This is a genomic window from Pseudomonas sp. Root329, assembly GCF_001424925.1.
Taxonomy (GTDB): domain Bacteria; phylum Pseudomonadota; class Gammaproteobacteria; order Pseudomonadales; family Pseudomonadaceae; genus Aquipseudomonas; species Aquipseudomonas arabinosi.
The window spans coordinates 328173-355038 of record NZ_LMCV01000034.1 but is presented as its reverse complement, the minus strand read 5'-3'; the positions used below and the strand labels follow the sequence as shown (position 1 = coordinate 355038).

Annotated in this window: 20 protein-coding genes, 2 tRNA genes and 1 pseudogene; 9 read left to right on the top strand and 14 right to left on the bottom strand. The window is 58.6% G+C overall.

All coding sequences use genetic code 11. The features are described 5' to 3' along the window. Window positions 1-15: 15 nt before the first annotated feature. Together ASC74_RS23280 and gltX are read right to left on the bottom strand one after the other, a co-directional pair. Window positions 16-91 (bottom strand) — tRNA-Ala (locus ASC74_RS23280). A 284-nt stretch (window positions 92-375) separates the two neighbouring features. Continuing rightward, entirely contained in the window at window positions 376-1857 is a 1482-nt protein-coding gene (gene gltX / locus ASC74_RS23275; protein ID WP_046047745.1) for a glutamate--tRNA ligase, read from the bottom strand. A 219-nt stretch (window positions 1858-2076) separates the two neighbouring features. Here gltX and ASC74_RS23270 point away from each other — a divergent pair, with 219 nt between their 5' ends. Both ASC74_RS23270 and ASC74_RS23265 read left to right on the top strand, forming a co-directional pair. Beyond that, on the top strand, window positions 2077-3126 hold the full coding sequence (locus ASC74_RS23270; RefSeq protein ID WP_056744383.1) for an HlyD family secretion protein: 1050 nt from the start codon (window positions 2077-2079) through the stop codon (window positions 3124-3126). Beyond that, entirely contained in the window at window positions 3116-4666 is a 1551-nt protein-coding gene (locus tag ASC74_RS23265) for an MDR family MFS transporter (RefSeq protein ID WP_033061865.1), read from the top strand. Before ASC74_RS23270 ends, ASC74_RS23265 begins: the two co-directional genes overlap by 11 nt. A gap of 104 nt (window positions 4667-4770) precedes the next feature. Here ASC74_RS23265 and uvrB read toward each other — a convergent pair whose 3' ends face one another. After that, complete coding sequence (gene uvrB / locus ASC74_RS23260; protein WP_056744382.1) at window positions 4771-6786, bottom strand: excinuclease ABC subunit UvrB; 2016 nt, start codon at window positions 6784-6786, stop codon at window positions 4771-4773. Between the two features lie 351 nt (window positions 6787-7137). Between uvrB and ASC74_RS23255 the strand changes: the two genes are divergently transcribed. Next, window positions 7138-8334 (top strand): amino acid aminotransferase, encoded by a 1197-nt coding sequence (locus ASC74_RS23255; RefSeq protein ID WP_056744380.1) that lies wholly within the window; start codon window positions 7138-7140, stop codon window positions 8332-8334. A gap of 252 nt (window positions 8335-8586) precedes the next feature. Beyond that, on the top strand, window positions 8587-8787 hold the full coding sequence (locus ASC74_RS23250; protein ID WP_046047750.1) for a hypothetical protein: 201 nt from the start codon (window positions 8587-8589) through the stop codon (window positions 8785-8787). Here the strand turns inward: ASC74_RS23250 and ASC74_RS23245 are convergent. Further along, entirely contained in the window at window positions 8784-9014 is a 231-nt protein-coding gene (locus ASC74_RS23245; protein ID WP_010456061.1) for a hypothetical protein, read from the bottom strand. The two genes, ASC74_RS23250 and ASC74_RS23245, sit on opposite strands and share 4 nt — an antisense overlap. 227 nt (window positions 9015-9241) lie before the next feature. Between ASC74_RS23245 and ASC74_RS23240 the strand changes: the two genes are divergently transcribed. Continuing rightward, window positions 9242-9317, top strand: a tRNA-Asn gene (locus ASC74_RS23240). A gap of 1001 nt (window positions 9318-10318) precedes the next feature. Here ASC74_RS23240 and ASC74_RS23230 read toward each other — a convergent pair. Next, window positions 10319-11836: a nucleobase:cation symporter-2 family protein gene (locus tag ASC74_RS23230; protein WP_046047754.1), complete on the bottom strand. Its 1518-nt coding sequence runs from the start codon at window positions 11834-11836 to the stop codon at window positions 10319-10321. A gap of 241 nt (window positions 11837-12077) precedes the next feature. Between ASC74_RS23230 and ASC74_RS23225 the strand changes: the two genes are divergently transcribed. Continuing rightward, a complete protein-coding gene (locus ASC74_RS23225) occupies window positions 12078-12563 on the top strand; it encodes a hypothetical protein (RefSeq protein ID WP_056744377.1) in 486 nt (161 codons plus the stop codon). A 3-nt stretch (window positions 12564-12566) separates the two neighbouring features. On the opposite strand, the gene ASC74_RS23220 is transcribed toward ASC74_RS23225, so the two are convergent. From ASC74_RS23220 to ASC74_RS23210, 3 genes are all read right to left on the bottom strand, one after another. Beyond that, on the bottom strand, window positions 12567-13394 hold the full coding sequence (locus ASC74_RS23220; protein WP_056744375.1) for an arylamine N-acetyltransferase family protein: 828 nt from the start codon (window positions 13392-13394) through the stop codon (window positions 12567-12569). 110 nt (window positions 13395-13504) lie between these two features. Further along, a complete protein-coding gene (locus ASC74_RS23215) occupies window positions 13505-14299 on the bottom strand; it encodes an exodeoxyribonuclease III (RefSeq protein ID WP_056744373.1) in 795 nt (264 codons plus the stop codon). 99 nt (window positions 14300-14398) lie between these two features. Beyond that, window positions 14399-16969, bottom strand: a complete 2571-nt coding sequence (locus tag ASC74_RS23210; protein ID WP_056744371.1) for a bifunctional diguanylate cyclase/phosphodiesterase — start codon at window positions 16967-16969, stop codon at window positions 14399-14401. 250 nt (window positions 16970-17219) lie between these two features. Here ASC74_RS23210 and ASC74_RS31340 point away from each other — a divergent pair, with 250 nt between their 5' ends. Continuing rightward, window positions 17220-17558, top strand: coding sequence for a hypothetical protein (locus ASC74_RS31340; RefSeq protein WP_082555876.1), 339 nt, complete (start codon window positions 17220-17222; stop codon window positions 17556-17558). A gap of 32 nt (window positions 17559-17590) precedes the next feature. Here the strand turns inward: ASC74_RS31340 and ASC74_RS23205 are convergent, their stop codons facing one another. The 6 genes and pseudogenes from ASC74_RS23205 to ASC74_RS23185 form a co-directional block, all read right to left on the bottom strand. Next, a complete protein-coding gene (locus ASC74_RS23205) occupies window positions 17591-18997 on the bottom strand; it encodes a DUF1254 domain-containing protein (RefSeq protein ID WP_056744369.1) in 1407 nt (468 codons plus the stop codon). Window positions 18998-19140: 143 nt separating this feature from the next. After that, entirely contained in the window at window positions 19141-20712 is a 1572-nt protein-coding gene (locus ASC74_RS23200) for a sensor domain-containing diguanylate cyclase (protein ID WP_056744368.1), read from the bottom strand. 65 nt (window positions 20713-20777) lie between these two features. Then, window positions 20778-20936: pseudogene (locus ASC74_RS32745) on the bottom strand (aldolase); the annotation flags it as partial. Between the two features lie 21 nt (window positions 20937-20957). Further along, window positions 20958-21353 carry a hypothetical protein gene (locus ASC74_RS23195; RefSeq protein ID WP_056744366.1) on the bottom strand — a complete coding sequence of 132 codons (396 nt, stop codon included), beginning with the start codon at window positions 21351-21353 and terminating at the stop codon, window positions 20958-20960. A gap of 166 nt (window positions 21354-21519) precedes the next feature. After that, window positions 21520-22311 (bottom strand): hypothetical protein, encoded by a 792-nt coding sequence (locus ASC74_RS23190; protein ID WP_056744686.1) that lies wholly within the window; start codon window positions 22309-22311, stop codon window positions 21520-21522. A gap of 200 nt (window positions 22312-22511) precedes the next feature. Then, the gene (locus ASC74_RS23185) at window positions 22512-24263 is read right to left on the bottom strand and encodes a L,D-transpeptidase family protein (protein WP_056744364.1); all 1752 of its coding nucleotides are present in this window, start codon (window positions 24261-24263) and stop codon (window positions 22512-22514) included. Window positions 24264-24344: 81 nt separating this feature from the next. Here ASC74_RS23185 and ASC74_RS23180 point away from each other — a divergent pair, with 81 nt between their 5' ends. Both ASC74_RS23180 and ASC74_RS23175 read left to right on the top strand, forming a co-directional pair. Further along, complete coding sequence (locus tag ASC74_RS23180; protein WP_056744362.1) at window positions 24345-25049, top strand: murein L,D-transpeptidase catalytic domain family protein; 705 nt, start codon at window positions 24345-24347, stop codon at window positions 25047-25049. Between the two features lie 110 nt (window positions 25050-25159). After that, window positions 25160-26857: a copper resistance system multicopper oxidase gene (locus ASC74_RS23175; protein WP_056744360.1), complete on the top strand. Its 1698-nt coding sequence runs from the start codon at window positions 25160-25162 to the stop codon at window positions 26855-26857. The last annotated feature ends 9 nt before the right edge of the window (window positions 26858-26866 follow it).

The window sequence follows — 26866 nt, the reverse complement described above, 5'->3', positions numbered from 1 at the left end:
CCTTGAAGTGTAAATTGGTGGAGCTAGACGGGATCGAACCGTCGACCTCTTGCATGCCATGCAAGCGCTCTCCCAGCTGAGCTATAGCCCCTCATCGCTGAGGACGGGGCGAATCTTAATGGCGCATCGGAAGGCTGTCAAACTTATTTTTAAAATATTTCAAAGTTTTTTGCCGACATAACAATCACTTACCGCCGAACCCCGTAAATCCGAGGCCAGATCCGTCCCTGTAGCAGCTGCCGCAGGCTGCGTTCGAGTGCGCAGCACTCGCGATTCGGCCACCCTGCCCTTTCAGACAGAATGTGTAGCGGCCACAAAGGGCCGCTGCGCAGCCCAACGCAGCCTTCGGCAGCTGCTACACGGGAACGGAGTGGATCAGGCGATGTTGCCCAACAGTTTTTCCCACTCCTTGTTTTCCTTCTTCGACACGCCGCCCAGCAGGTCGATCGCCTGGCGCAGACGGAAACGGGTCAGGTCCGGGCCAAGGATTTCCATCGCATCGAGCACCGACACCGAACTGGCCTGGCCAGTGATCGCGGCAAACATCAGCGGCATGGCGTCACGCAGCTTCAGTTCCAGGGATTCGACCACCGCTTGAATCGTTGCGGTGATGCTGTCCTTCTCCCACTGACGCAGGCTTTCCAGCTTCCACAGGATTAACTGCATCAACTGACGCACCTGATCGCCCGACAGTTTTTTGGACTCAAACAGCTTGGCGTCCGGGTTCACGCCACCGGCGAAGAAGAAACCGGCCAGCGGTGCGACCTGGCTGAAGGTTTCAACCCGACCCTGCACGTGCGGCGCTATCTTCATCATGTATTCCGGGTTCAGCGCCCATGTTTGCAGGCGCGAAGCGAACTCTTCCACCGGCAGGTCACGCAGCCATTGGCCGTTGAGCCACGACAGCTTCTCGACGTCAAAAATCGGCCCGCCGAGGGAGACGCGGCTCAGGTCGAAGTTATCGACCATTTCCTGCAGCGAGAACTTCTCGCGCTCGTCCGGCATCGACCAGCCCATGCGACCGAGGTAGTTGAGCATCGCTTCCGGCATGAAGCCCATGCGCTCGTAGAACGTCACCGAGGTCGGGTTCTTGCGTTTGGACAGCTTGCTCTTGTCAGGGTTACGCAGCAGCGGCATGTAGCACAGCTCGGGTTGTTCCCAGCCGAAGTACTCGTACAGCAGAATCAGTTTCGGCGCCGATGGCAGCCACTCTTCGCCGCGCAGAACGTGGGTGATGCCCATCAGGTGGTCATCGACGACGTTGGCCAGGAAGTACGTCGGCAGACCGTCGGTCTTCATCAGCACTTGCATGTCCATGCGATCCCACGGGATCTCGACGTCGCCACGCAGCATGTCCGGCACCACGCAAACGCCTTCGCTCGGCACTTTCATGCGGATCACGTGCGGCTCGCCGGCGGCCAGACGACGATCGACTTCTTCCTTGGACAGCAACAGCGCACGGCCGTCATAACGCGGGGTTTCGCCACGGGCCATTTGCTCGGCGCGCATCTGGTCCAGCTCTTCGGCGGTGCAGAAGCACGGGAAAGCGTGGCCCATCTCGACCAACTGCTGGCAGTACTTCTGATAGATGTCGCCACGCTCGCTCTGACGGTAAGGACCGTGCGGGCCGCCAACGTCCGGGCCTTCGCTCCAGTCGATACCCAACCAGCGCAGGGCGTCGAAAATCTGTTGTTCGGACTCGCGGGTCGAACGCAATTGGTCGGTGTCTTCGATCCGCAGGATGAACTCACCGCCGTGCTGCTTGGCAAAGCAGTAGTTGAACAAAGCGATGTAAGCGGTACCTACGTGGGGGTCCCCGGTAGGCGATGGCGCGATGCGAGTGCGGACGGTGGTCATGGCAAGTCTCGAAATGAAGATAAAACAAAGGGCGAATGGTAACAGGCGTTGCCCGCCCGGCTCCAGTGAGCAGGGCATTTAAGCCAAGGTTGCGTCTACAACGCGCTCTAGCCTTGGTGAATGGCCGATTATCAGCCGATGGCATTTACCCATCATTCGCTGTATGCCAGATTTGACCGCTGATAACTTCCCTTACAATTTCTCGACTACAGTCTGCCCATGCCTGCCCAACTCAAGCGTCGCCTGTTTATTTTCCTATTGATCGTCCTGCTGGTTGCCGGGGGCTTTTTTGCCCAGTGGTTCTTCAAGGGGCGATTCTATGAAAGCACCGACAACGCTTACGTCCAGGGCGAGATCACCCGTGTGTCGAGTCAATTGGGCGCGCGCATCGAACAGGTGCTGGTACAGGACAACCAGCACGTCGAGAAAGGCCAGTTGCTGATCAAGCTCGAAGGCGATGACTTCCACCTCGCCGTCGACCGCGCCAACGCTACCCTCGCGACCCGCCAGGCAGAACGCCTGCAAGCCCAGAGCAAACTCACCCAGCAAGCCAGCCTGATTGCCGCCAGCGACGCGCAAGTCGCGTCCAGCCAGGCCAGCCTCGGTCGTTCGCAGATCGACTTGTCTCGCGCGCAAACCCTGCGCAAACCCGGCTATGTCTCAGAAGAACGGGTGACCACCCTCTCCGCCGACAACCACATCGCCCGCTCGCAAGTGACCAAGGCCCAGGCGGACGCCCAAAGTCAGCGCCAACAAATCAACTCCCTGGCCGCCGAGATCAAACGCCTCGACGCCATGATCGCCAACGCCAAAACCGATCTGGCCCAGGCCGAACTGAACCTGACCCGCAGCGAAATCCACGCGCCCATCAGCGGCCTGATCGGCCAGCGCGCCGCCCGCGAAGGCCAGTATGTGCAGGCAGGTGCTTACCTGATGTCGATCGTCCCGGATCAGGACATCTGGATTCAGGCCAACTTCAAGGAAACCCAGATCGGCCGCATGCAGCCCGGCCAAAAAGCCGAACTGACATTCGATGCCTACAGCGACATGCCCATCGAAGCGCGGGTCGACAGCCTGTTCGCCGCCTCGGGCGCACAGTTCAGCCTGTTGCCGCCGGACAATGCCACCGGCAACTTCACCAAAGTCGTACAACGGATTCCGGTAAAACTGACCTTCGCCGCGAACAACCCGCTGCAAGGCAAGATTCGTCCGGGCATGTCGGTCACCGCCAAAGTGAACATTAAAGACGCCCCTGACGATGGCCGGTGATCAACTGATCCGCCCGGTCGGCGAGCCGACCCGGCGGGACTGGATCGCGGTCATGAGCGTGATGCTCGGCGCCTTCATGGCGGTGCTCGACATCCAGATCACCAACTCGTCGCTCAAGGATATTCAAGGCGCGCTGTCAGCCACCTTGGAAGAAGGCTCGTGGATTTCCACCTCGTACCTGGTGGCAGAAATCATCATGATTCCGCTGACGGCGTGGCTGGTGCAGTTGCTCTCGGCGCGGCGGCTGGCGGTGTGGGTGTCCCTCGGGTTTCTTGCCGCGTCCCTGCTCTGCTCCATGGCGTGGAGCCTGGAAAGCATGATCGTCTTCCGTGCCTTGCAGGGCTTCACCGGCGGCGCGCTGATCCCGCTGGCATTTACCCTCACCCTGATCAAACTCCCCGAACACCACCGTGCCAAAGGCATGGCGATGTTTGCCATGACCGCAACGTTCGCGCCCTCCATCGGCCCGACCCTCGGCGGTTGGTTGACCGAGAATTGGGGCTGGGAATACATCTTCTACATCAACATTCCGCCGGGGCTGATCATGATCGCCGGCCTGATGTACGGCCTGGAGAAGAAAGAAGCTCACTGGGAACTGCTGAAAAGCACCGACTACCTGGGCATTCTCACGCTGGGCGTCGGCCTCGGTTGTTTGCAGGTGTTTTTGGAAGAAGGCCATCGCAAGGACTGGCTGGAATCGAGCCTGATCGTCACCCTGGGCAGCATTGCGCTCGTCAGCCTGATCACCTTTGTGATCGTGCAGACGTCCAAGCCCAATCCGCTGATCAACCTCGGCATCCTGCGCAATCGAAACTTTGGTTTATCGAGTATTTCCAGTGTCGGGATGGGTGTCGGATTGTACGGCTCGATCTACCTGTTGCCGCTGTACCTGGCGCAGATCCAGAACTACAACGCCTTGCAGATCGGCGAAGTGATCATGTGGATGGGCGTGCCGCAGCTGTTTCTGATTCCGCTGGTGCCGAAGCTGATGAAATACGTCTCGCCGAAATGGCTGTGCACGTTGGGTTTCGGGCTGTTTGGTTTGGCGAGTTTTTCATCGGGGGTGTTGAACCCGGACTTCGCCGGGCCGCAGTTCAATCAAATCCAGATCATCCGCGCGCTGGGCCAGCCGCTGATCATGGTGACCATCTCGCTGATCGCCACGGCGTACATTCTGCCGCAGGACGCGGGGTCGGCATCGAGCCTGTTCAACATCCTGCGCAACCTCGGCGGCGCGATTGGCATCGCCCTCCTCGCCACGTTGCTGGATGCGCGAACCAAGACTTACTTTGATTATTTACGTGAAGCGATTGTGCCGACCAACCCGCAGGTGGCCGAGCGCATGGCCTCGCTGACGGATCGGTTTGGCAGTGAGACGGCAGCGTTGGGCAAGCTCAGTGAAATTGCACATCAGCAGGCGTCGATCATGGCTTACAACGATGCGTTTCACTTTGTCGGGATTGCGCTGGGGATCAGCATGCTGGCGGTGTTGCTGACCAAGGCATTGCCTGCGGGATTGAAGGCTGGCGAGGCACATTAAAGACCGCGGCGCCCCCATCGCGAGCAGGCTCGCTTCCACAGGGATCACGGTGAACCTTGTGGGAGCGGGCTTGCTCGCGAAGAGGCCAGTTCAGGCGCTGCAAATCAGACAGTGATCAACCGCTCACGCAACTTGCCAATCTCGTCGCGCATCTGCGCCGCTGCTTCGAACTCCAGGTCGCGGGCGAGTTGGTACATTTTCTCTTCCAGCGCCTTGATACGCTTGGCGATCTCGCCCGGCGAGCGCAATTCCGCTTCGTACTTGGCGTTCTCCTCGGCGGCCTTGGCCATGCCTTTGCGCTTCTTGCTGCGCGAACCCGGCACGGTGGCGCCTTCCATGATGTCCGCAACGTCCTTGAACACGCCCTTGGGCGTGATGCCATTGGCCAGGTTAAAGGCGATCTGCTTGTCGCGACGACGCTCGGTCTCGCCGATCGCCCGCTCCATGGAGCCGGTGATGCGGTCCGCGTAGAGAATCGCCCGACCATTGAGATTTCGCGCCGCCCGGCCGATGGTCTGGATCAGCGAGCGTTCGGAACGCAGGAAGCCTTCCTTGTCTGCATCGAGGATCGCCACCAGCGAGACTTCCGGCATGTCCAGGCCTTCACGCAGCAGGTTGATCCCCACCAGCACATCGAAGGTACCCAGACGCAAATCGCGGATGATTTCGACCCGCTCCACGGTGTCGATGTCCGAGTGCAGATAACGCACCCGTACGCCGTGGTCCGCCAGGTAATCGGTCAAGTCTTCGGACATGCGCTTGGTCAGCGTGGTAACCAGCACCCGCTCTTCCAGCGCCACGCGCTTGCCTATCTCCGAAAGCAAATCGTCGACCTGGGTCAACGCCGGGCGGATTTCGATTTGCGGGTCCACCAGGCCTGTTGGACGGACCAGTTGCTCGACCACGCGACCGGCGTGTTCTGCCTCGTAATTGCCCGGCGTGGCCGAGACGAAAATCGTCTGCGGGCTGATGTTTTCGAACTCGTCGAAGCGCATCGGCCGGTTATCCAGGGCTGACGGCAGACGGAAACCGTATTCCACCAGCGTCTCTTTACGCGAACGGTCGCCCTTATACATGGCGCCGACCTGCGGCACGCTGACGTGGGATTCGTCGATCACCAGCAAGGCGTCAGCCGGCAGGTAGTCAAACAAAGTTGGCGGCGCCTGGCCGGATTCACGGCCCGACAGGTAGCGCGAGTAGTTTTCGATGCCATTGCAGTAACCCAGCTCGAGGATCATCTCCAGGTCGAAACGGGTGCGCTGCTCCAGGCGCTGAGCCTCAACGAGTTTATTGTTGGTGCGCAGGTAGTCCAGGCGCTCCTGCAACTCGACTTTGATCCCTTCGACGGCACCCAGCAGGGTTTCTCGCGGGGTCACGTAGTGGCTTTTCGGATAGAACGTGAACCGCGGCAGCTTGCGGATCACTTCGCCGGTCAGCGGATCGAAAGCGGACAGGCTCTCGACTTCGTCATCGAACAGCTCGATGCGGATAGCTTCAAAATCGGATTCCGCCGGGTGGATATCAATTACATCGCCGCGGACCCGGAAGGTCGCCCGGGCAAACTCCATGTCGTTGCGGGAGTATTGCAGGTCTGCCAAGCGACGCAGCAACGCACGCTGATCGAGCTTGTCGCCGCGATCCACATGCAGAACCATCTTCAAATAGGTTTCCGGACTGCCCAGACCGTAGATGCACGACACCGTGGTGACGATGATCGCGTCTTTGCGCTCCAGCAGCGCCTTGGTCGCCGACAATCGCATCTGCTCGATGTGATCGTTGATCGAGGCGTCTTTCTCGATGAACGTATCCGATGACGGCACGTAGGCTTCGGGCTGGTAGTAGTCGTAGTACGAAACGAAGTATTCGACGGCGTTGTTCGGGAAGAACGCCTTGAACTCACCGTACAACTGCGCGGCCAGGGTCTTGTTCGGCGCCAGCACCAGGGTTGGACGTTGAACCTGGGCGATCACATTGGCGATGCTGAAGGTCTTGCCCGAGCCGGTCACACCGAGCAACGTCTGGTGCGCCAGCCCGGCTTCGATGCCCTCGACCATCAGGCGGATGGCTTCCGGCTGATCGCCGGCGGGCTCGAAGCGGGTGACTAGCTGGAATTCAGACATGAAATACCTCTCGGTTTTCGAAGCAGGAGTCGCGCCTGTCCGGGCGAACCGGGCAGCAACGGGAAAGACCGCAAACGACCGATGTCGCCCGAGGAAAAAACTGGATTGTGCTCAATGTGGAGCCGATTGCCCGCGCTTTCAAGGCAAACGTCCTACATCGGGTAAAACCTTTGACGATGTCAATCGACTAACGGTCGAGAAATAATCGGAAAAACTTACCGTAAAAGCCGAATCGTCTGTCGCCATCAATCGCAGATGGCCTCTATACTAGCTCCCCGTTTGTGCACCGCTCTAGTGCATTCGGCTGGAGCGCGACACGTCCCTCCACTTTCCATTCAGAGCCGCCGCAAAATGAGCCTGTTCTCCGCTGTCGAAATGGCACCACGTGATCCAATCCTGGGCCTCAACGAAGCATTCAACGCCGACACCCGTACCAACAAGGTCAACCTGGGGGTCGGTGTTTACTGCAACGAGGAGGGGCGAATTCCACTCCTGCGCGCCGTTGTCGAAGCCGAGACGATTCGCGTCGCTCAACACGCTTCCCGTGGCTACTTGCCTATCGACGGCATTGCTGCCTACGACCAGGCCGTACAGAAACTGCTGTTTGGCAATGACTCGCCGCTGATCGCTGCTGGCCGCGTCATCACCACCCAAGCCGTTGGCGGTACTGGCGCGCTGAAAATCGGTGCCGACTTCCTCAAGCAACTGCTGCCGAACGCTGTCGTGGCGATCAGCGACCCGAGCTGGGAAAACCACCGCGCACTGTTCGAAACAGCCGGTTTCCCGGTGCAGAACTATCGCTACTACGACGCCGCGACCCACGACGTGAACCGTGCTGGCTTGCTGGAAGACTTGAACGCCCTGCCGTCCGGCTCCATCGTTGTCCTGCACGCTTGCTGCCATAACCCGACCGGCGTGGACCTGAGCCCGGCGGACTGGAACAACGTCCTGGACGTGGTGAAAGCCAAAGGTCACGTACCGTTCCTCGACATGGCCTACCAGGGCTTTGGCGATGGCATCGACGAAGACGCCGCGGCTGTACGCCTGTTCGCTGAATCGGGCCTGACCTTCTTCGTCTCCAGCTCGTTCTCCAAATCCTTTTCGTTGTACGGCGAGCGCGTGGGCGCCCTGTCGATCGTCAGCGAATCGAAAGACGAAAGCGCGCGCGTGCTGTCGCAAGTCAAACGCGTGATCCGCACCAACTACTCCAACCCGCCGACCCACGGTGCAAGCATCGTCGCCGCTGTACTGAACAGCCCGGAACTGCGCGCTCAGTGGGAAGAAGAACTGGCTGAAATGCGTCTGCGGATTCGCGGCATGCGCATTCAGATGGTTGAGCAGCTGGCGAAGCAAGCTCCACAGCGTGACTTCAGCTTCGTCGGTCGTCAGCGCGGCATGTTCTCCTACTCCGGCCTGACGGTTGAGCAAGTGACCCGCCTGCGCAGCGAGTTTGGTATCTATGCCCTGGACACCGGCCGCATCTGCGTGGCCGCGTTGAACCAGAGCAACATCGACGTTGTGACCAAGGCCATCGTTGCAGTGATCTGAGTCGTCCGGTGATATGAAAAACGGGAAGCCAAATGGCTTCCCGTTTTTTGTTTGTCAAAGATAATTCTCAAAGCAACGACCGAGGGCTCTAGACTGCACACAGTTCAAATGTGGGAGCGACGGTGCGGCGATCCGACCTGCTCGCGAAAGGCGTCGTGTCAGCCAACATCATTGTTGAATGTTGTACCGCATTCGCGAGCAGGCTCGCTCCCACAGGTTTTGAGTACACCCCGAATTCTTACGAGAACCCACATGAAAAACGATGACCTACGCGCCGACCGCGATGAGCTGGACCACTTCGTGCCTCGCACCCCGGCCAAACGCAGCAGTAACCTGGTGATGCAAGTCGCTGCCGGTGTGTTTCTCGGTGGTTTAGCCTTGTGGCTGGTGCAGCTGGCCGCAACGATGTTGTACGCCAAACTGATGCTCGCCACCGTCACCTTCGGCGGTTAGGCCAGTTCGGTTGCGCGCTGGCTGGCAGCGTCGTCATAGGCGACGTAGAGCGATTCGGCGACCTGGCTTTTGATGGCCTTGGCGCTTTCCAGGCCCAATACAAAACCTTCCGCCTTGCCACCGGCACGGTTCAAATCGTCAGCGGTGCTGGCCTGAGTGATTGCATCGAACAGTTTTTCGGCGTGCGGGCCGACGCCTTTGGGCAGGCTGATCTGAGCGATGCTCATGCGAACACCCCGTTGTGGCGAGGTATGGTGGTTGGGTGATTCATGGCGCGTACCTTTTCGGCGAATGGCCGGCAGCGCGTGTAACCACTTCCGGGCAGCCATGGTAGACCTCTAAGGCGATTCTGGTAACCGCCCGCGGTCGATAAACCACCGTCCGTCCCCATGAACCCGCCAAATTGCTAACAGGTGCTTGACTTCTCTTTTTGAATCAGTAACATACACGCCATTCCGCGATAGCTCAGTTGGTAGAGCAAGTGACTGTTAATCACTGGGTCCCTGGTTCGAGTCCAGGTCGTGGAGCCAGACAGCAATACCGAAAAGCCCCTGAATCGAAAGGTTCAGGGGCTTTTTTGTGGCCGCCATAAACACGCAACCCTTCAAATCATCCCGCCTTTGAAAGTAGAAAATCTCCTAACTTTCTGTAGCCGAGATTTCTACTTTCCTTTTACCCCCGTAAACCTTGGCCCAGAGCGCCAGCAACGACTTCGGTGATGGCCAGATGCAGTCTGTGAATCAGCAACTTTGTACGTTATGAATAGCGCCTTTCGCCTACCGATAGCCTTGGATTGTTCGCGTGTCAGAGTTACTCAAACTCAAGGAGAACACCCTTGTCCCTCACCCTTCAGGATCGTTGAGCTTTGGCACTCTCCCCGACATGCCCAAGTTCGATTTACGGGGAGGCGAGATTTTCCTGAGGGTCGGGATACACAAAGGAATCAACAAAGGGTTTGGCGTCCGGCATGTTTGGGAAGCCCACAAAGTTGACTTGGCAAAGTATGGCTGTCACACCATCGACGATGTCGCGACTCACATAGCCAAAATGGTCGTACCTGGAGCTCCCATCTACTGCGAATTCAAGGAAATGCGAGGAGCCCACAGAGTCGCCGTACTCAAAAACCCCACTGGCTCACTCATTCTCGAGCCGAGGAACGAGCGTCGTGGTTTCGGTTACTACGTCGTGACCTGGTATCCCAAGAGACGCGCTGAAGGCACCTTGGTCGGCACCATTGTCAAACCAGATTCCAGGCAATAAAAAAGGCGCCCTAAAGGACGCCTTTTGAATATTTCGAGGAGTAGTCGCAGCGATTCTTTAGCTCCAGACCACGAATGACCTTGGGTTCAGAATCCGACCGGCATGCCAGTCGTCACTACTTCAGAGGGAGCCAGCTTCTCTGCTGCCAACAAGATGGGGGGCCAATACTGGAGGCCAAGCCCAAGGATGCGCAATTGCAGACCTCGAGTCCGATTTTCAATCATGACTGGAGCGAGTGTCAACCTGCCTCTCGATCCAACCTTGAGTGCAGTCAGACATGCTCACTGCTTTTCGCATGGATGGGGTGGTGCTCGTCTGATGCATGAGCCACCTCCACCACCGGAATCTCATTCCCGTCGCAGTCACGCAGTTTGCCTTCGCTGAAATAATCCCCTTCGCGCAACGCTGCCAGATCCTGATAACGCAGAACGCGTTCAGTACCGGCCGCGAACACCGACTGCTGATCGGAGTTACCGGCAGTGAGGTGGTTGAAGGTCAGGTTCAGCACGATCGCCATGATCGCCGACGAGCTGATGCCCGAGTGGAAGATCGTGGCGAACCAGCTTGGGAAGTGGTCATAGAAGTTCGGCGCAGCGATGGGGATCATGCCGAAGCCGATGGAGGTGGCGACGATGATCAGGTTGACGTTGTTGCGGTAGTCGACCTTGGACAGCGTACGAATACCGCTGGCCGCCACGGTGCCGAACAGCACGATACCGGCGCCGCCGAGAACCGAAGTCGGTACAGCGGCGATAACGCGGCCCATAAACGGCAGCAAACCGAGGATCACCAGAAACAAACCGCCGGTAGCCACCACGAAGCGGCTCTTGATCCCGGTCACCGCCACCAGCCCGACGTTCTGGGCGAACGCGCTTTGGGTGAAGGAGCCAAAGATTGGCGCGATCATGCTCGACAACATATCGGCGCGCAGGCCGTTGCCCAGGCGTTTGGAGTCGACCTTGGTGCCGATGATTTCACCCACCGCCAGGATGTCGGCCGAGGTTTCCACCAGGGTCACCATGACCACGATGCACATCGACAGGATCGCGGCGAAGTGGAAGGTCGGCATGCCAAAGTGGAATGGCGTCGGGAAGCCGAACATCGGGCCTTGAGTGACGGACGAGAAGTCTGCCATGCCAAGGAACACCGCGATCACCGTGCCGATAACCATCGCCAGCAGGATCGACAAGCGCGAGATGGTCGCGCTGCCGATTTTGCTCAACAGCAGCACCAGCACCAGCGTCACCGCCGCCAGACCGATGTTCGCCATGCTGCCGAAGTCCGGGGCATGGCTGTTGCCACCCATGGCCCAGCGTGCGGCCACTGGCATCAGCGTCAGGCCGATGGTGGTGATCACAATGCCCGTGACCAGCGGCGGGAAAAACCTGGTGATTCGCGAGAACACCGGCGTGATCAGCAGGCCGATCAACGACGCAGCAATCACCGCCCCGAGAATCGATTGAAACCCGCCCTCCCCGCCGCTGCTGACAATCGCCACCATGGTCGCGACACCAGAGAACGACACGCCCTGTACCAGCGGCAATTGGCAACCGAAAAACGGTAAGCCCAGGGTTTGCAGCAATGTCGCCAGCCCCCCTGCAAACAATGAAGCAGCAATCAACAAACCGATGTCCGCTGGCGAGAGCCCGGCCGCCTGGCCGATGATCAAAGGCACCGCAACGATGCCGCCGTACATGGTCAGAACGTGTTGCAGGCCGTAAGCCATATTCGCGCCGACCCCGAGATTTTCATCCTCAGGCCGTTGGTGTGAAACATGGGGCGTTTTCATGGTTTGGGGGGTTCCCTGGTTTTTGTTGTGCGCACACTGTATTCAATACTCAGGACAAATGTCTATAGAGTTGTATACAACTAATCAGTCAGATTATGGACACATGGCCATTCCACACCTGAGACTTGCGCCGCACCTTCCCTGATATGAAGCCAAAACCTCCCGGCAACATGACGCAAGGCAAGACGTGCACTACCTTGATAGAGGTACGCTCTCACTGAGACCACGATAGGACATCGACATGAGTAAGGCTGACCAACTCGCCGCGAAACTGAAGCAAACCCAGCAGTCCAGCACCGACGAGACACTCTGTGCAGATCACCAAATAGACAGCTGGCCTGCGCAGGTTTACGAGCTGTACCACCTCATCGAAACCTGGCTGGCGCCGCTCAGCGAAGCCGGGCTGAACATTCGGCGAGTGCCGACGCACGTCTTCGAACGTCATGCCGACGGGGCGACCTACGACTACGCCATCGACCAGTTACTGATTGAAGGCAACCACCACAGCATCACCTTCGACCCCGTTGCTCGTTTCACTGAGGATGGTGCCGGGCGGGTCGAGATCCGCACCCAAGGAAAAGCACTCTCGATGCTGCGAACCATGAGCGAACACGGCGAGACGCAGTGGTGGCTGCAGGCGATCGATCAATCCGGGCAACAACCGGATGCGATCGCCATGACCGAAGACAATCTGCTGTCGGTGGTGCAGGAGGGACTGCAGCTGTGAGGCTCAGGGCTGTTGAATCAGCCCTTCAATAACCCGGCGCAACGCCGCCTCCCGTGGCACCCGAATGTCGAATTCGCTGCGCAACAAACCCAGCAATTCATCCACATCCGTCACTTGCCGCCGTTCAGTCTCACTGCCGATCCGATGAATCGCATAACTGCCGTTGTTCAGCGTGCGGCGCCACCCTTCGCCGGTGCGCGCCACCATCAGCTGCCTGGCGAACGACGATTCGGGGTGGGTCGAGACGTACCAGTTGCCGACGGCGTAATCGATGTCTTCCTGGCGCTGCAAATCGAAAATGTACATCGCCCGCCATTCGCCGGCGACGTTGGCGCGCAGGGTGTAGCCATCCTCGTGCAGCTCGATGCGATAGGGTTCGTGAGGGGTGAGCTGTTCAGCCGGGGTATCGAGCATCAGCGGTGCGGTGGGCACCATGCCGCCGAAGCCGACGTCGGTGATGTAGCGCACGCCGTCCAGGGTTACCAGGCTCAAGCGGTGTGTACGGGCGGTCCATGCGCCTTCGGGCTGGCCCATGACCACTCGGCCGGAGATACCGCGAGCGTCGAAGCCCAGCGCCTGGAGCAAGGTCAGGAACAGGTTGTTGAGTTCGTAGCAGTAACCGCCGCGACCGTCGTGCAGCACCTTTTGCTCGATGGAGGGCAGGTCGATGAGCACCGGCTGCCCCGACAGCGTGGTGAGGTTTTCGAACACGAAGGCGCCGGTGTGGCGCAGTTGAAGTTGGCGCAGGGTTTCCAGAGTCGGCGCCGGCGGCGCGTCGAAGCCCAGGCGCTGCAGGTACAACGCAAGATTGCTCAGGTGTGGCTCGCTCATTGCTCGGTCCTTATGCATGGCGCCGGATTTCTCCGCCGATGGGCGCCATGTATAAGGGAAAAAGCGGTTCGACTGACAATTGATTTAACCAATCGCCGCCCACGCCAATATCAACGCAGTTTGCGTGAACTCAATCGAATCCACGTCGGCGCATGATCACTCGCGTGGGGCTCGTTGCGAACCCAGGCATCGACTCCGGCCTCCTGCAGATAAGGGCTCAGCGCCGGGTTAAGCAACAGATGATCGATGCGCAACCCTGAGTTCTTTTGCCAGTGCTGGCGAAAATAATCCCAGAAAGTGTAGAGCCGATCCTCCGGATACAGATGGCGCAAGGAATCGGTCCAGCCCTGGGTCAGCAGGCGCTGATAACACTCGCGGCTTTCAGGTTGCAGCAACGCATCCTTCAGCCAGGATCGCGGGTTGTAGATGTCGAGGTCGGTGGGCACCACGTTGTAGTCACCGGCCAACACCACGGGATGCTCACTGACCTGAAGCGTCTGCGCGTAATGGATCAGCCGTTCAAACCACGCCAGCTTGTAATCGAACTTCGGCCCCGGCTGCGGGTTGCCGTTGGGCAGGTACAGGCAGCCCACCAGAATCCCGTGCACGGCGGCCTCCAGATACCGGCTATGGGTGTCGCTGTCATCGCCCGGCAGGCCTCGACGACTCTCCAGCGGCTGAGCATCCCGCGCCAGAATCGCCACGCCGTTCCACGAAGACTGACCTTGCCAGATCGCGCCGTAGCCAGCGGCCTCAAGCTCGGCGGCGGGGAAAGCACTGTCGACTGATTTGAGCTCTTGCAAACACGCGATGTCCGGTTGCTCTCGCTCAAGCCAGGCCAACAAGTTCGGCAGTCGGGCGCGCATGCCGTTAACGTTGAATGTCGCGATTTTCAGGTTCTTCATGGGCCAACGCTCGCAACGCAGGGTCGATATCCAGTTGTGACCGGGGGTGCGTCCCGGCAGTTGCCTCTACGAGCGAGTCAGGCGACTAAAGGCACGCCCCTACACTGGAAACTCGTCATGCGATGCCTTGAGCAACGGCAGCAACGCCTGCTTTTCCATAGGCCGACTCAAGTAGAAGCCCTGCACCTCATGGCACTGGTCCGAGACCAGGAAGTCCAGTTGCTCCAGGGTCTCGACGCCCTCTGCCGTCACGGTCAGGCCCATGGCTTTGCCCAGGTTGATGATCGCCTGCACCACCGCGCGGTCATTGCCGCCGCCGCTCATGGACGAGATGAAACGCTTGTCGATCTTGATCCCGTCGAACGGGTACGTGCGCAAGTAACCCAGGGACGAATAGCCGGTACCGAAGTCGTCCATGTTCAACCGCACGCCCAGTTCCTTGAGCGCATTCATGGTCGCCAACGCGCCCTCCACATCGATGAGCATCACGTTTTCGGTGATTTCCAGCTCCAGACGACTGGCTGGCAAACGGGTCTGGATCAAGGCCTCCCTGACGTCCTCCACCACATCGCTGCGGGCAAATTGAACAGGCGACAAATTGACCGACACCATCAACGCACCGGGCCAGGTCAGGGCCGTTTCACAGGCTTCGCGCAACACCCAGCGCCCCAAAGGCACGATCAGGTCAGTCTGCTCAGCCAAAGGGATAAACTCGTCGGGGCTCAGCAGCCCCTGTTCCGGATGCTGCCAGCGCAGCAACGCTTCCACCGAGACCACCTGCTTGCCGCCCATGTTGTAGCGCGGCTGGTAATGCATCACGAACTCGTTGTTCTTGATCGCCCGGCGCAGGTCATTTTCCAGTTGCCGGCGGTGCTGGATCTGATCGTTCATGTGCGGCGCAAAGTAGCACCAGGTCTTCTTGCCGTTGGATTTAGCCTGGTACAGCGCAATGTCGGCACACCGGATCAGTTCATTGGGAATGTGCCCCTGACGCCGACTCAAGGCGACACCAATGCTCGCGCCGATGTGCAGCGTGTGGTGCTCGTAATGAATCGGCTGCTGCAGGCTCTCGAGCAAACGTTCACAGAACCGGTCGATTTCGGCGTGGCTGTCCATGCCATTGAGCACCAGCACGAACTCATCACCACCAAGCCGGGCGACCAGATCGATGTCCCGCGTACACTCGCGCAATCGGGTGGCCACTTCCAGCAGCACAGCGTCGCCGGCCGGGTGACCGAGGGAATCGTTGATCGGCTTGAAGTTATCCAGATCGATCATCAACAGCACCAGCGCCGCCGAATGCTCTTTCTGCGCCAGGGCCTCGTCGAGAAAACGCGCCAGTTTGTTGCGATTCGGCAGCCCCGTCAGGGCATCGTGCAACGACAGATGCTGGATCTGGGCATGAGCGGCGACTTCATCGGTGATGTCGCTGGCCGTTCCGCGATAGCCCAGCACCTCGCCCTTGCGATGGATCGGTCGGGCCGAAACCCGGCAAATACGCTGTTGCCCCGATTGATCGCGATAGGAGCAGCGCAAATGGCTGACGGGCTGTTCTTCATTGAGCTTATGCAGCCACAGCGACAAGGGCAGCGTATCGCAATTGAGCAATTGCCCGATGTCCTGCCCTATCCATTGCTGATCGGAAAAACCGGTGACGGTGGCGAAACGTCCTGACAGATAAGAGATGCAATGCTTGTCGTCGATTTCCCAGATCCAGTCGGAAGCGGCCTCAGCCACGGCACGAAAACGCTCTTCACTGGCCTCCAGCGCCTGGTTCGATAAATCGAGGCTGGTGTAGCTGGCATCCACGTGCCCGGACGTTCTCAAGACATACCGGAAGAAATAAGCCGTTAACAACGCCAGCACCAACAACGCGCCACCCAATGGCGGCAGCAGCGACCAGAGTAGCTGGTGACCCGGTTGCTCAAGTCGGGAAACCAGGCTGTAGCCAGTGCCTGCCAGTGCCACGGCTGGCCTGCCGGGCGAGATGGCGTTATCAGGCGCCAGGTTTAAATCATGCAGACCATAATCGGCGCTCAGGGCGCTGAGTTTGTCAGGGCTTAATTGGTCGACGAACACCAGCACCGAGGTGCTTTGGGGATCGACCGCCGGCCTTTCGTCATTGGGGACGATCGCGGCAGCCGTCAACAATGCCGGTTTGCCCTCGAACAGCGTGAACTGGCTGATCGGATCAATGAGGCTTTCCTGACTCTGGACTGCCTGTATCAGCGTCGCCATTGATGCCGAAAGATAGGTGGTCGCCGCCTCTTGCACCTGAAGCCCGCGCACCACGGCGTATTTGGTTTGCTGATGATCGACCACGAAGACGCCATCGTAGTGATCGATGCTGAACAAGGTTTTGCCCACGTTCTGCTCGACGTAAGCCCATTGCGCATCGACCTTGTCGTTCAAATGGTCATAGGCGGTCGTCCAGTTTGCATAACTGGCGACGTAGCTTTTCGAGGCGGTGATGCGGTTTTCCAGCGCACGCTGGGTGTAGAACGTGGTCTTGGCCAGGTCCTGGGCGTCCAGACGCCCGGCAATGTTGAACAAGGCCAACAGGGCAATCAGCACACCCAGAACAAACAGCAGGCCGACGACCAACACCAGGTTGCGGGTTATCGGCGTATGACGGGGCGCGGCGACGGTGGTAACGGCGGTCATATCCATGCACTTATCCTGTCAATCGATTGCCTGATCGGGATGCGACGCTCGCAATGCTTTCCTACCTGGGCACTCGCCGAACGTTCATTGAACATAGCAGCCATGCTGGGCCCTGGCCCCTGGATAACGCAAGCCATTGCCGCAATTGAAGAACCGTTAATACAACCATTGCCAATCGACGGCCGCTGCCCTGTAATTGAACGCATCGCTCGCGTACCTTTTGATGCCGAGAATGCCTCATCTTGGGAGACGCACCATGATGATGATCAAAATGACCTCGCTGTTACTGGCGGGAGTGCTGTCCGCCATGTCCGTCGGCACTTTTGCAGCCTCAGGCGATGGCGCTGATGCGACCGGTCCCCATTCGGGTTCAATCGGCGGCTCGACAATGGCGCCCAACAATAACCCTGGCCAACCCTCGAGCGACCATAACGCTAACGGCGGCGATAGCGGATCGGGCTCGTCGGGTGGCGGAAATAGTGGCAATGCCGGGAACAGCGGCTCTGGCGCGGGGGGTGGCACGGGCGCGGCGGGCGGTGGAACGGGCGGTGCCGGTGGCGGGACGGGCAGCTGGACGCGTAAAAGCAGCCGATGATCGTCGGCTGCTTTTTGGCCTGAAACGTGGGACTAGGCTGGTTTGACCGGCGGCGGGCTCCATTTGCCGTTCAAAACCTCGGGCTTGGGCCCATACAAACGCATGGTCAGGTTGAACCCGCCCTTCGGCGCCGGCAGCCAATTGGCTTCAAGGTCCTTGCCGGGGTTTTCGTGCTGGAAGTAGATGTCCAGCGAACCGTCGGCGTTCGTCTTGAACGGCATCCAGCTACTGAACGCAAACCGGTTGAGCGCATTGCCGACCTGGAATCCTTCAGGGTCGTACAAGGTGATCGACCAGAAAGCGTTTACCGGCGGCATTTCACCCTTGTCGAAATGCAGCACGTACTTGTTCGTTCCATCGAGTGGCTTGCCTTCGACATCGCCGATGTTCAGCGGATAAATCGCATCCTCGGGCAAGTTGGCGCCGAGCCCCATCTGCGCAACGATCGCGCGTTTGAGGTAGTAGTTTCCGTAGACGCCCATGGTGTCGGTGTTCATCGACCAGCCGTTGACCACGCGAGCGAGGGTTGGAACCTTCCACGTCATCAGCGTCTGCGCGTCTTCGGGCACGGTCTGCAGCGCTGCTTTGATTTCAGGGTCCAGTGCATCCATGTTGAAGGATTTTCCGGGCTCGATACCGATACGCTTCATCTGCGCCAGGATCGGTTGATCGGTGATGTGCGCAGGGTGCATTTTGAGCAATTCGGCGGCGTAGGCGAAGTAGTCGGCCGCCGACATTGAGTCGACCTGAATCTTGGGCGGGGTCTTCATGTCCACGGCCGGGTCAATGTTCACGCTGACCGGCTCGGGGCTTTTACCCAACCGGGACAACGGTGTCACGGTATAGCCAGCCTGAATTTTGTGCACGGCCGCGTAGTCCGCAGCGCCGTCGGTCTTGGTGCGGCCAATGACCCAGACAAAGGGCGTAGGCGCCGGCAGATGGTTCAGTCCGGCAGGCACCGTCCCGGTCCAGCCCGGCGGCGTCACCAGAAACTGCCCCGCTTGGGTGCCCGTGGTGCGCCAGCCCGGTGAGGCGAACACATCGGTCCACATGTCGAGCATCGGCAACAGGTAAAAACGCCCGGCCGTATCGGGCGCTGCGATCACCAGCGGTTCTTGGGTCAAATCCAGCCAGGCAATGGAATACAAGGTGTCGAAGTTCGAGCGCACCACCCCTTTGAAATTGGCAGGTGGATACTGCGGCACGCTGATAAACATATTCATCGGACCTTTACCGAATTCCTTGCCCGGTTCGATGTTGGTGAATTGCTTGCGGGTGATGTCCATGGTCAACAGCGGGTAAAAATAAAGGTAGGCATCCACGCCGATAGCGTGTGCTTCTTCGGCTGTGACTTTCGATTGAGCCTGGCTCGCGAGCGGAAAGATGGCGCAGGCTGCAACGGTTAGAGCAACGGCTGCCAATGCTTGAGTAATCAACATTTTGACGATCATCCGTGCGGTGGGGGGACCTGCCGGGATCGGCAGCGTTACCGCAACTCTAGACGATCAATTGAAGGGGATCTGACAGGCAGACAGCCGGCTGGCCGGGGTGTTGCGTGGGTGAAACACCGTTGAGAGACACCTCAACGATCCGAACGCAGCAGTGCCTCGACACCGCCCTCCATCGACAGCACCGCCGAGCGGTTTCGCCCCGAATGCTTGGCTTGATACAGCGCCGCATCCGCTCGTTCGATGAACACTTCCATGCTGTCCCGCCCCGTCGGCACAAACGAATAACAACCCAGACTGACCGTCACGAAGCCCGAGGGTGAACCGCTGTGGATGATGTTCTTGTCCATGACGCTGCGGCGGATCTGCTCGGCAATCACCATCGCGCCGTGAATGTCGGTGTCGGGCAGCAATACCGCAAATTCCTCACCGCCGTAGCGCACGGCCAAATCGGCTTTTCGATGGCAGCACCCCTTTACCGCCCGCGCCACTTCAGCCAGGCAATGGTCCCCCGCCACGTGGCCATAAGCGTCGTTGTAGCGTTTGAAGTAATCGATATCGAGCATGATCAGGCTCAGCGAACTCGACTGCCGGGCGCCTCGGCCGAACTCGATGTCCAGCGCGCCCTCGAACAGCCGGCGATTGCCCAGGCCGGTCAGGCTGTCGTGAGTTGCGATCAGCTTCAGCGCTTCCTTCGCCGTGCGCAAATCCGCCTCGACCCGTTCGCCGACACGCACCTGATAAAGGAACATCCAACCGAACAGCCCCACGCCCAGCACCACCAGGGCAACGATGACTGTGGAGCGAAACGCCGTGTCGTTCCAATCCTTGAGAATCGAATCCCTGGACGAGGCGGCAGACACGACCAGCGGATAAGCGTCGAGCTGACGGTAGCCATACAACCGCACAACACCATCGACCAGCGAGCGGAAAATCGCGTTGCCGGAGGGCGCGTTGGGCAGCAGTTTCTCGAAGATCTCGCTCTTGGCCAGTGATGTGCCAATCAGCGATTCCACAAACGGCCGTCGCGCCAGCAGCGTTCCGTCGGTCAAGCCCAAAAACATCGAACCGTTGTCATCAATGCTGAAGCTTTTGAAGAACTGATCGAAGTACGCCATCTTGATGCCGGCCAACAAGACGCCCTGGAAATTGCCATTCTTGTCGTTCACCCGTTTGGATATCGGGATGATCCACTCGCCATTTTCCCGACTGCGAATCGCCGGCCCGATGTGCGCCAGGGAGGAGACGTTCTGCTGGTGGAATTTGAAGTATTCGCGATCCGACACACCCGGGCCGCGTGGCAGATTTTCGAAGGAGCTAACGATCCACTGCCCCTTCTGGTCGAACAGAAATATCCCGTGCAATTGACTCAGCGCCTGCACCCGCCGGGCGAACGTTTTCTGCAAGCGTGGCATTTGGGGCGTGCCGAAACCGTCAGCCTGAATCCAGTCGGCCAGACTGGTCAGCACCAGATCGGCTTGCATGAAGGTGTCTTCGGCCTGCTGCGCCATGGCCCGCGTCAGGTTTGATGACGCCACTTGCGCCAACGCCAGGTCATGCCGGCGCGACTGCTCCAGTTGCAAGTAAAGCAAACCGCACAGGCTCAGGCACACGACCGCAATAAACAGTACCGCTGCTTTGCGCAGAGGTAACCGTTTCAACGTGACGCCGGTGGCGTTGTGCGGATCGTGAAGAGGGATAGGCAAAAGCTCGTCCTGTAAGGGTAAGGCATAGGTAACACCCCAAAACCCTTATTTTTTGTGAGCTTAGTCTACGGGGGGGTATGGGGCAAATGTCCTTTGGCTAGTCGTCGCATCGCGCTATGCAAATGCGCCCGAGCACTTTCTGCATCCCCCAGGCGCATTTGCTCATAGGCCCGCTGGGCAATCTCATGGGGCACCGGCTTGAGTTCACGCTGGGTCGCCATTGCATTCCTTCACGAGCATCACCATCAAGGCGCGAGCTTCAGATGCGCGTTGACTCTCCCACTCTTCGGGTCGACAAACCAATACTCATTATTGGCGACCTTCACTTGACTGCACTCGGTTGGGTACTTGTTAGGTATGACGCAAACAACACCGTCTTTGAGAGTCCACCGTTCTTTCTCCGGCGCGTCAGGCGCCATCTCGAACACATCGATACCATCGGCTAAAAACCTGATCGAGTAGGGGTGACTGCCCTGCCGGGTGGTTCCATAAAACTGCTTACCCACTAACGAGCTATGAATTTGCCCATCGTCTAGCGTCATCGCTGATGCCGGAACCGGTGGAGGTTCATAACGACTGCTGGTTGCGCAGCCTGCCAAACAGACCATCAGGATCGACGCGCCGAATTTTAACAAAGTCATGCCACACCTTCCTTGTAAGTACCGGAAGAATGTCCGGATAAATCAAAGCTTAGGCGACGCTTATTGGCAGATCCGACGCAAGTGCCGAACGGTTGACGGTCGATAAACTACAAACAAAAAAATGGGCGCTCCGAGGGCGCCCATTTCAATAAAACACGAACAACCTTTAGATCAACTTGCCGATCTCATCCAGCGTCACTCGAGGAATGAGCTCGCCCGGAATCCTTGAATTACTGGACAGGTTGTAGACCTTAAAATCTTCATCCACGACGTACTTCGACAAGATCTCGAACGACGGCAGAATTCTCGTATGAAAATGCTGATCGAGCAGGCATGGCGACGCTAACGTGTCGGCCTCTTCGTAAAAACGGCTCACAGACTGATTCAAGTCGACGCCAACCAAAAACACCTTGGTAAAGCCCACGTGATAGGCAATCTGCAACGCCAGATAAGCCACGGTACGGGCATCAAAAAAACCGCGTTTAAGGTTCTTGCTGAAACCAAGGGTTCTATTGCGGCCAGTTCCGAGTTTGCGACTTCTGACGAGTTCTTTATCGGCCCTGAAAACCAGGTCCGTCCAGGAGAGTTTGGGGGCTCGGCCGAGTAAATACAGTTCGCCCTCAGGCGCTACCGTCGTGTTCCAGATGTGCTCTTGCCACAGTGCAACCCGCTGACTGATGCGCATCGCCTCTGAAAACAGTTCGGGTTGCTCTCGGGAAAAGCCTTGATCCGTACAGGCATAAAAGAACGGCTTGGTACCTGTCCCGGAGAACATGGAGATGGCGCCATTCATCGTAATCATCGGAATGTCGGCAAACTTTTCCAGCGGAAAATCTTTAGCGGACGCCCCCGAGGCAATGATAAACACAGCACCTTTTTGAATGTTGCGGCACTCATCGAGGTCATGCACATCGAGCATACCTGTGTTGAGTGACGGTTTTTTTTGCGCAACATCCATCTTCAATTCCCTATTCCTTCACATCGATGATCGGTGACTATTTTGTATTGTGATAGTTTTCAACGGGTCAGCCAACCTTTTGGCTTCACCAACTCTGGAATCTGCGACGGAGCGCAAAGGTTGACGCAGAGCGCTTGCATCGTTGGTGCATCGATGACCGGCCCTTTCCATACGGGTGACAAGTCCCAACTCCTTCATGGCTACTGCTGGTTTTGCTCCGTTGCCACAGAGGAAGTTCCTGCTCGTCGCACATCCAGAACGGGCAGTTCCGAAGGCAGATTCAACCCCCGCAGTACCGCGGAATCGTACCCGTAGACATCGGGTTTAAACATCACTCGACCATCGTTGCTCAGGTCCACCGTCCAGTAAGCCAACAGCACCGGCACCTTGACAGGAAGCCTGATATTTTCGGTCTTGCCGTTCGCCAGTTGAGCCTGTATCCCGGCGCTGTTCCAACGAACCGGGTCGTTGAACAACAGCTCTACCAACTGCAGCGGGTTCTCCACCCGTATGCAGCCTGAACTGGTGGCACGGCGCGATTGCGCAAACAACTCGCGATGCGGGGTGTCGTGGAGATAAATCGAATACTCATTGGGAAACCGAATGACCACTTGCCCCAGCGAATTATCCGGCCCGGCATCCTGTCGCAGCGTGATACCGCGCGCGTTATCCCAGTCGACGGTCGACGGATCGAGCACATTCCCCTCTCGATCAAGGGCTCTTATACGGCTGGCGGCAAGGTAGCCAGGATCTCGTTGAATCTTGGGCAGCATGTCTTTGATGAGGATCGTCGGTGGCACAGTCCAGGTGGGGTTGAACGTTACGTAAGTAATCTCGGCTTGAAACACCGGCGTACTGCGGAACGGCTTACCGACCTGAACCCGGGAACGCCATATCGCCTTACCGTCGCGATAAAGCGCCACCTTGTAACCCGCAATATCAACGATGACAAAAGTGCCCTGAAGTTTGTACAACAACCAACGCGCGCGCTCCATGTTCACCCGAACCTGGTCTATCCGCGCCTCTACGGGCACATTCAACGCAGCCAGTGTCGCGCCCCCCGCCACGCCATCCGCCCCCAGGTATTGCTCGGTCTGATACTTTTTCACCGCCGCGGTGACGCTGTCGTCGTAATCAGTGCGTGGCTTCTTTGATGGGGCCAGATAACCACCCACCACCAAACGTGCTCGCAACTGCGCGACAGAGGCGTCATCCATGCCTGGCTTGAGCGATTGGCCTTCGGCAATCTTCGGCCAGCCACCCGCGTCCCGAACCTTGCGCAGTTGCGCCAGCCCCACGCGCAGGCTGCGGTAAACCGCCTCTTGTGGTGGCGCTTCGGCGAAAGCGCGCGCCACGTCATGAGCATCGAGCGCGGCGAACAAGTTATTCATGTCTCCACGAGGATCGGCGCCGACAGGGTCGAAATTCCAATGGATGTCCAGACGCGAAGGGTCAACCTTGCCGCGCCGCAATTGCAGCAGCGCCGTGATAAAGGTCCGGGTCGCCGCGATATCGAACGCCGCCCGTTGCGCCACCGTCGGCTCTGCTGCCTGCATCGACGCTCTGGCGTTCGCCAACTCATCAATATGAAAGTCCGCAGGGTCCAGCCCGTCGGCCCGGGTCTCGCTCAGGCTTTTCAATAACTGGATGACATCGCTGTCGTTCGCCCAGGCCGAGCGATAACCCCGATGCATGTAAAAATCCATGACCACGCGACTCGGATCCACCCGTCGATGGCCACGGGAAGTGAGCAAGGGGGGAAACGATGAACTCAATGGCTCAAGTGCCGCCTGAATCGTTTGAGCGACGTAATCGTCAGGTGCTGCGCCAGTTCTGCTGATGACGGGAGATACCGCCTCAATCGGCGAAGTTTCTGCAATCGCTGCGCCGCTGATCAGAAAGCCCATAAAAAAGATGCGGCTTATGACGAATAACCTTGTTAACTGCCCCATGGATAATCCTTAATCGCCCCGTATTCAACGGCTAGCATCCTGCACACTGCTAGACTCGAAACATTAATGTGAGACTTACATATGGCACTAGACCGCTTTGGTTTCTTATTCACGGCCTTGCTGCTGACGTTAGTTTCGGTACCGGCAGCCTACGCCGATTCGCTTGAAGCCGCGCTGCTCAAAGCAGCACCTGGCGCCAACGCCAAAGTCATCGGGCTGGCCGTACGCGCTACCCAATGCAGCTTGGCCCAAGGTAAAGCACCTGTCCAAAGACTTGCTGTCATCGACTACTCATTGCCTTCGACCGAACAACGGTTGTGGGTGTTCGATCTGAAGAAACGTAAATTACTGTTCCACGAACTGGTCGCCCACGGTCGCAACAGCGGCGAGAACATGGCGGTCAAGTTCTCCAACCAGAATGAAAGCTTTGCCACCAGCCTCGGTTTGTACCGCACCCAGTCGAGCTATGTCGGCCAGAACGGTTACTCCTTGCGCATGGAAGGATTGGAGCCGGGTTTCAACGACAACGCATTTGAGCGGGCGATCGTTATCCATGGGGCGCCCTATGTCAGTCCGGTTCTTGCCCGAGCGAATGGCCGGATCGGTAGAAGCCTGGGGTGTCCGGCTGTACGGCCGGCAATTGCGCATAAGTTGATTGATTCGATGAAAGATGGGCAGTTGTTGTTTTCTTACTATCCGGATCAGCGTTGGTTGAAGTCGTCTTCGTATATCAATTGCGGTAGCGGCACTGTGGCCGCAGCGTCAACGCCCGATACACGCCAATAATTACGGCATGAACCTGACAAAACTGTAATCCCCGCCTCAGCCTGCTGAAAGGCATCGCCCGTTAGCCTCGTCGTCAAGCTCTCTCCACGCTGACGGACCGGGAACACGGCATGCACTCCAACACATCAAGACGCACCTTCGTGAAGGGCCTGGCCGCGGGCGGGCTCCTCGGCGGCCTCGGGTTATGGCGCACGCCTGTCTGGGCGGTCACCAGTCCCGGCGAACCTCAGGTGCTGGCGGGCACCGATTTCGATCTGCTCATCGGCGAAACCCCGGTCAACATCACCGGCAACCCGCGCACCGCGATGACCATCAACGGCGGCATTCCCGGCCCCCTGCTGCGTTGGCGCGAAGGCGACACGGTGACGCTGCGAGTGAAAAACAAACTCAACGCCGACACCTCCATTCACTGGCACGGCATCTTGCTGCCGGCCAACATGGACGGCGTGCCGGGTTTGAGCTTTCACGGCATCGAGCCGGGTGGGATGTACGTCTATCAATTCAAGGTTCGACAGAACGGCACGTACTGGTACCACAGCCATTCAGGCTTACAGGAACAGTCCGGTGTTTACGGGCCGTTGGTGATTGATGCGAAGGAGCCGGAGCCGTTCCAGTACGACCGCGATTACGTGGTGATGCTGACCGACTGGACCGACGAAGACGCCGTCGACCTGATGAAGACGCTGAAAAAACAGTCCGATTACTACAACTACAACAAGCCCACCGTGGGTGACTTCATCCACGACGTCAGTGAGAAAGGTTGGGGGTCCACGGTCGCTGATCGAAAGATGTGGGCCGAAATGAAGATGAACCCCACCGACCTCGCCGACGTCAGCGGCGCAACTTACACCTACTTGATGAACGGCCAGGCGCCGAACTCGAACTGGACGGGCGTGTTCCGACCGGGCGAGAAGTTGCGCCTGCGCTTCATCAATGGCTCCGCCATGACGTACTTCGACGTGCGCATTCCCGGGCTGAAAATGACGGTGGTCGCTGCGGATGGGCTGCACGTCAAACCGGTGATCGTCGACGAGTTTCGCATTGCGGTGGCAGAGACCTTCGATGTGATTGTCGAGCCGACCGAAGCGGCTTACACCTTGTTCGCCCAGTCGATGGATCGGACTGGATTTGCACGCGGCACGCTTGCAGCGAAGGCTGGTTTATCCGCGCCGATACCGCCGCTGGACCCTCGACCGCTGGTGACCATGGATGACATGGGCATGGGCGGAATGGATCACGGCAGCATGGCGGGCATGGATCACAGCGCCATGGCCATGCCCGGCATGCAGTCCCACCCTGCGACGGAAAACAACAACCCGCTGGTGGACATGCAAGCCATGACCACCGCCCCCAAACTCGACGATCCCGGCCTCGGCCTGCGCAACAACGGCCGCCGCGTCCTGACCTATTCCGACCTGCGCAGCACCTTCGAAGACCCGGACGGCCGCGACCCGAGCCGTACCATTGAACTGCACCTCACCGGCCACATGGAGAAATTCGCCTGGTCGTTCAACGGCGTGAAGTTCTCCGACGCCGAACCCGTGCGCCTCAAATACGGCGAGCGGGTTCGGGTGGTGCTGGTCAACGACACGATGATGACCCACCCCATTCACCTGCATGGCATGTGGAGCGACCTCGAAGACGAAAACGGCGAGTTCATGGTGCGCAAACACACCATCGACATGCCGCCCGGCTCCCGACGCAGCTATCGGGTGACCGCCGATGCGCTCGGCCGTTGGGCCTATCACTGCCATCTCCTGTACCACATGGAAATGGGCATGTTCCGTGAAGTTCGCGTGGAAGAATGAGGCGCCTGA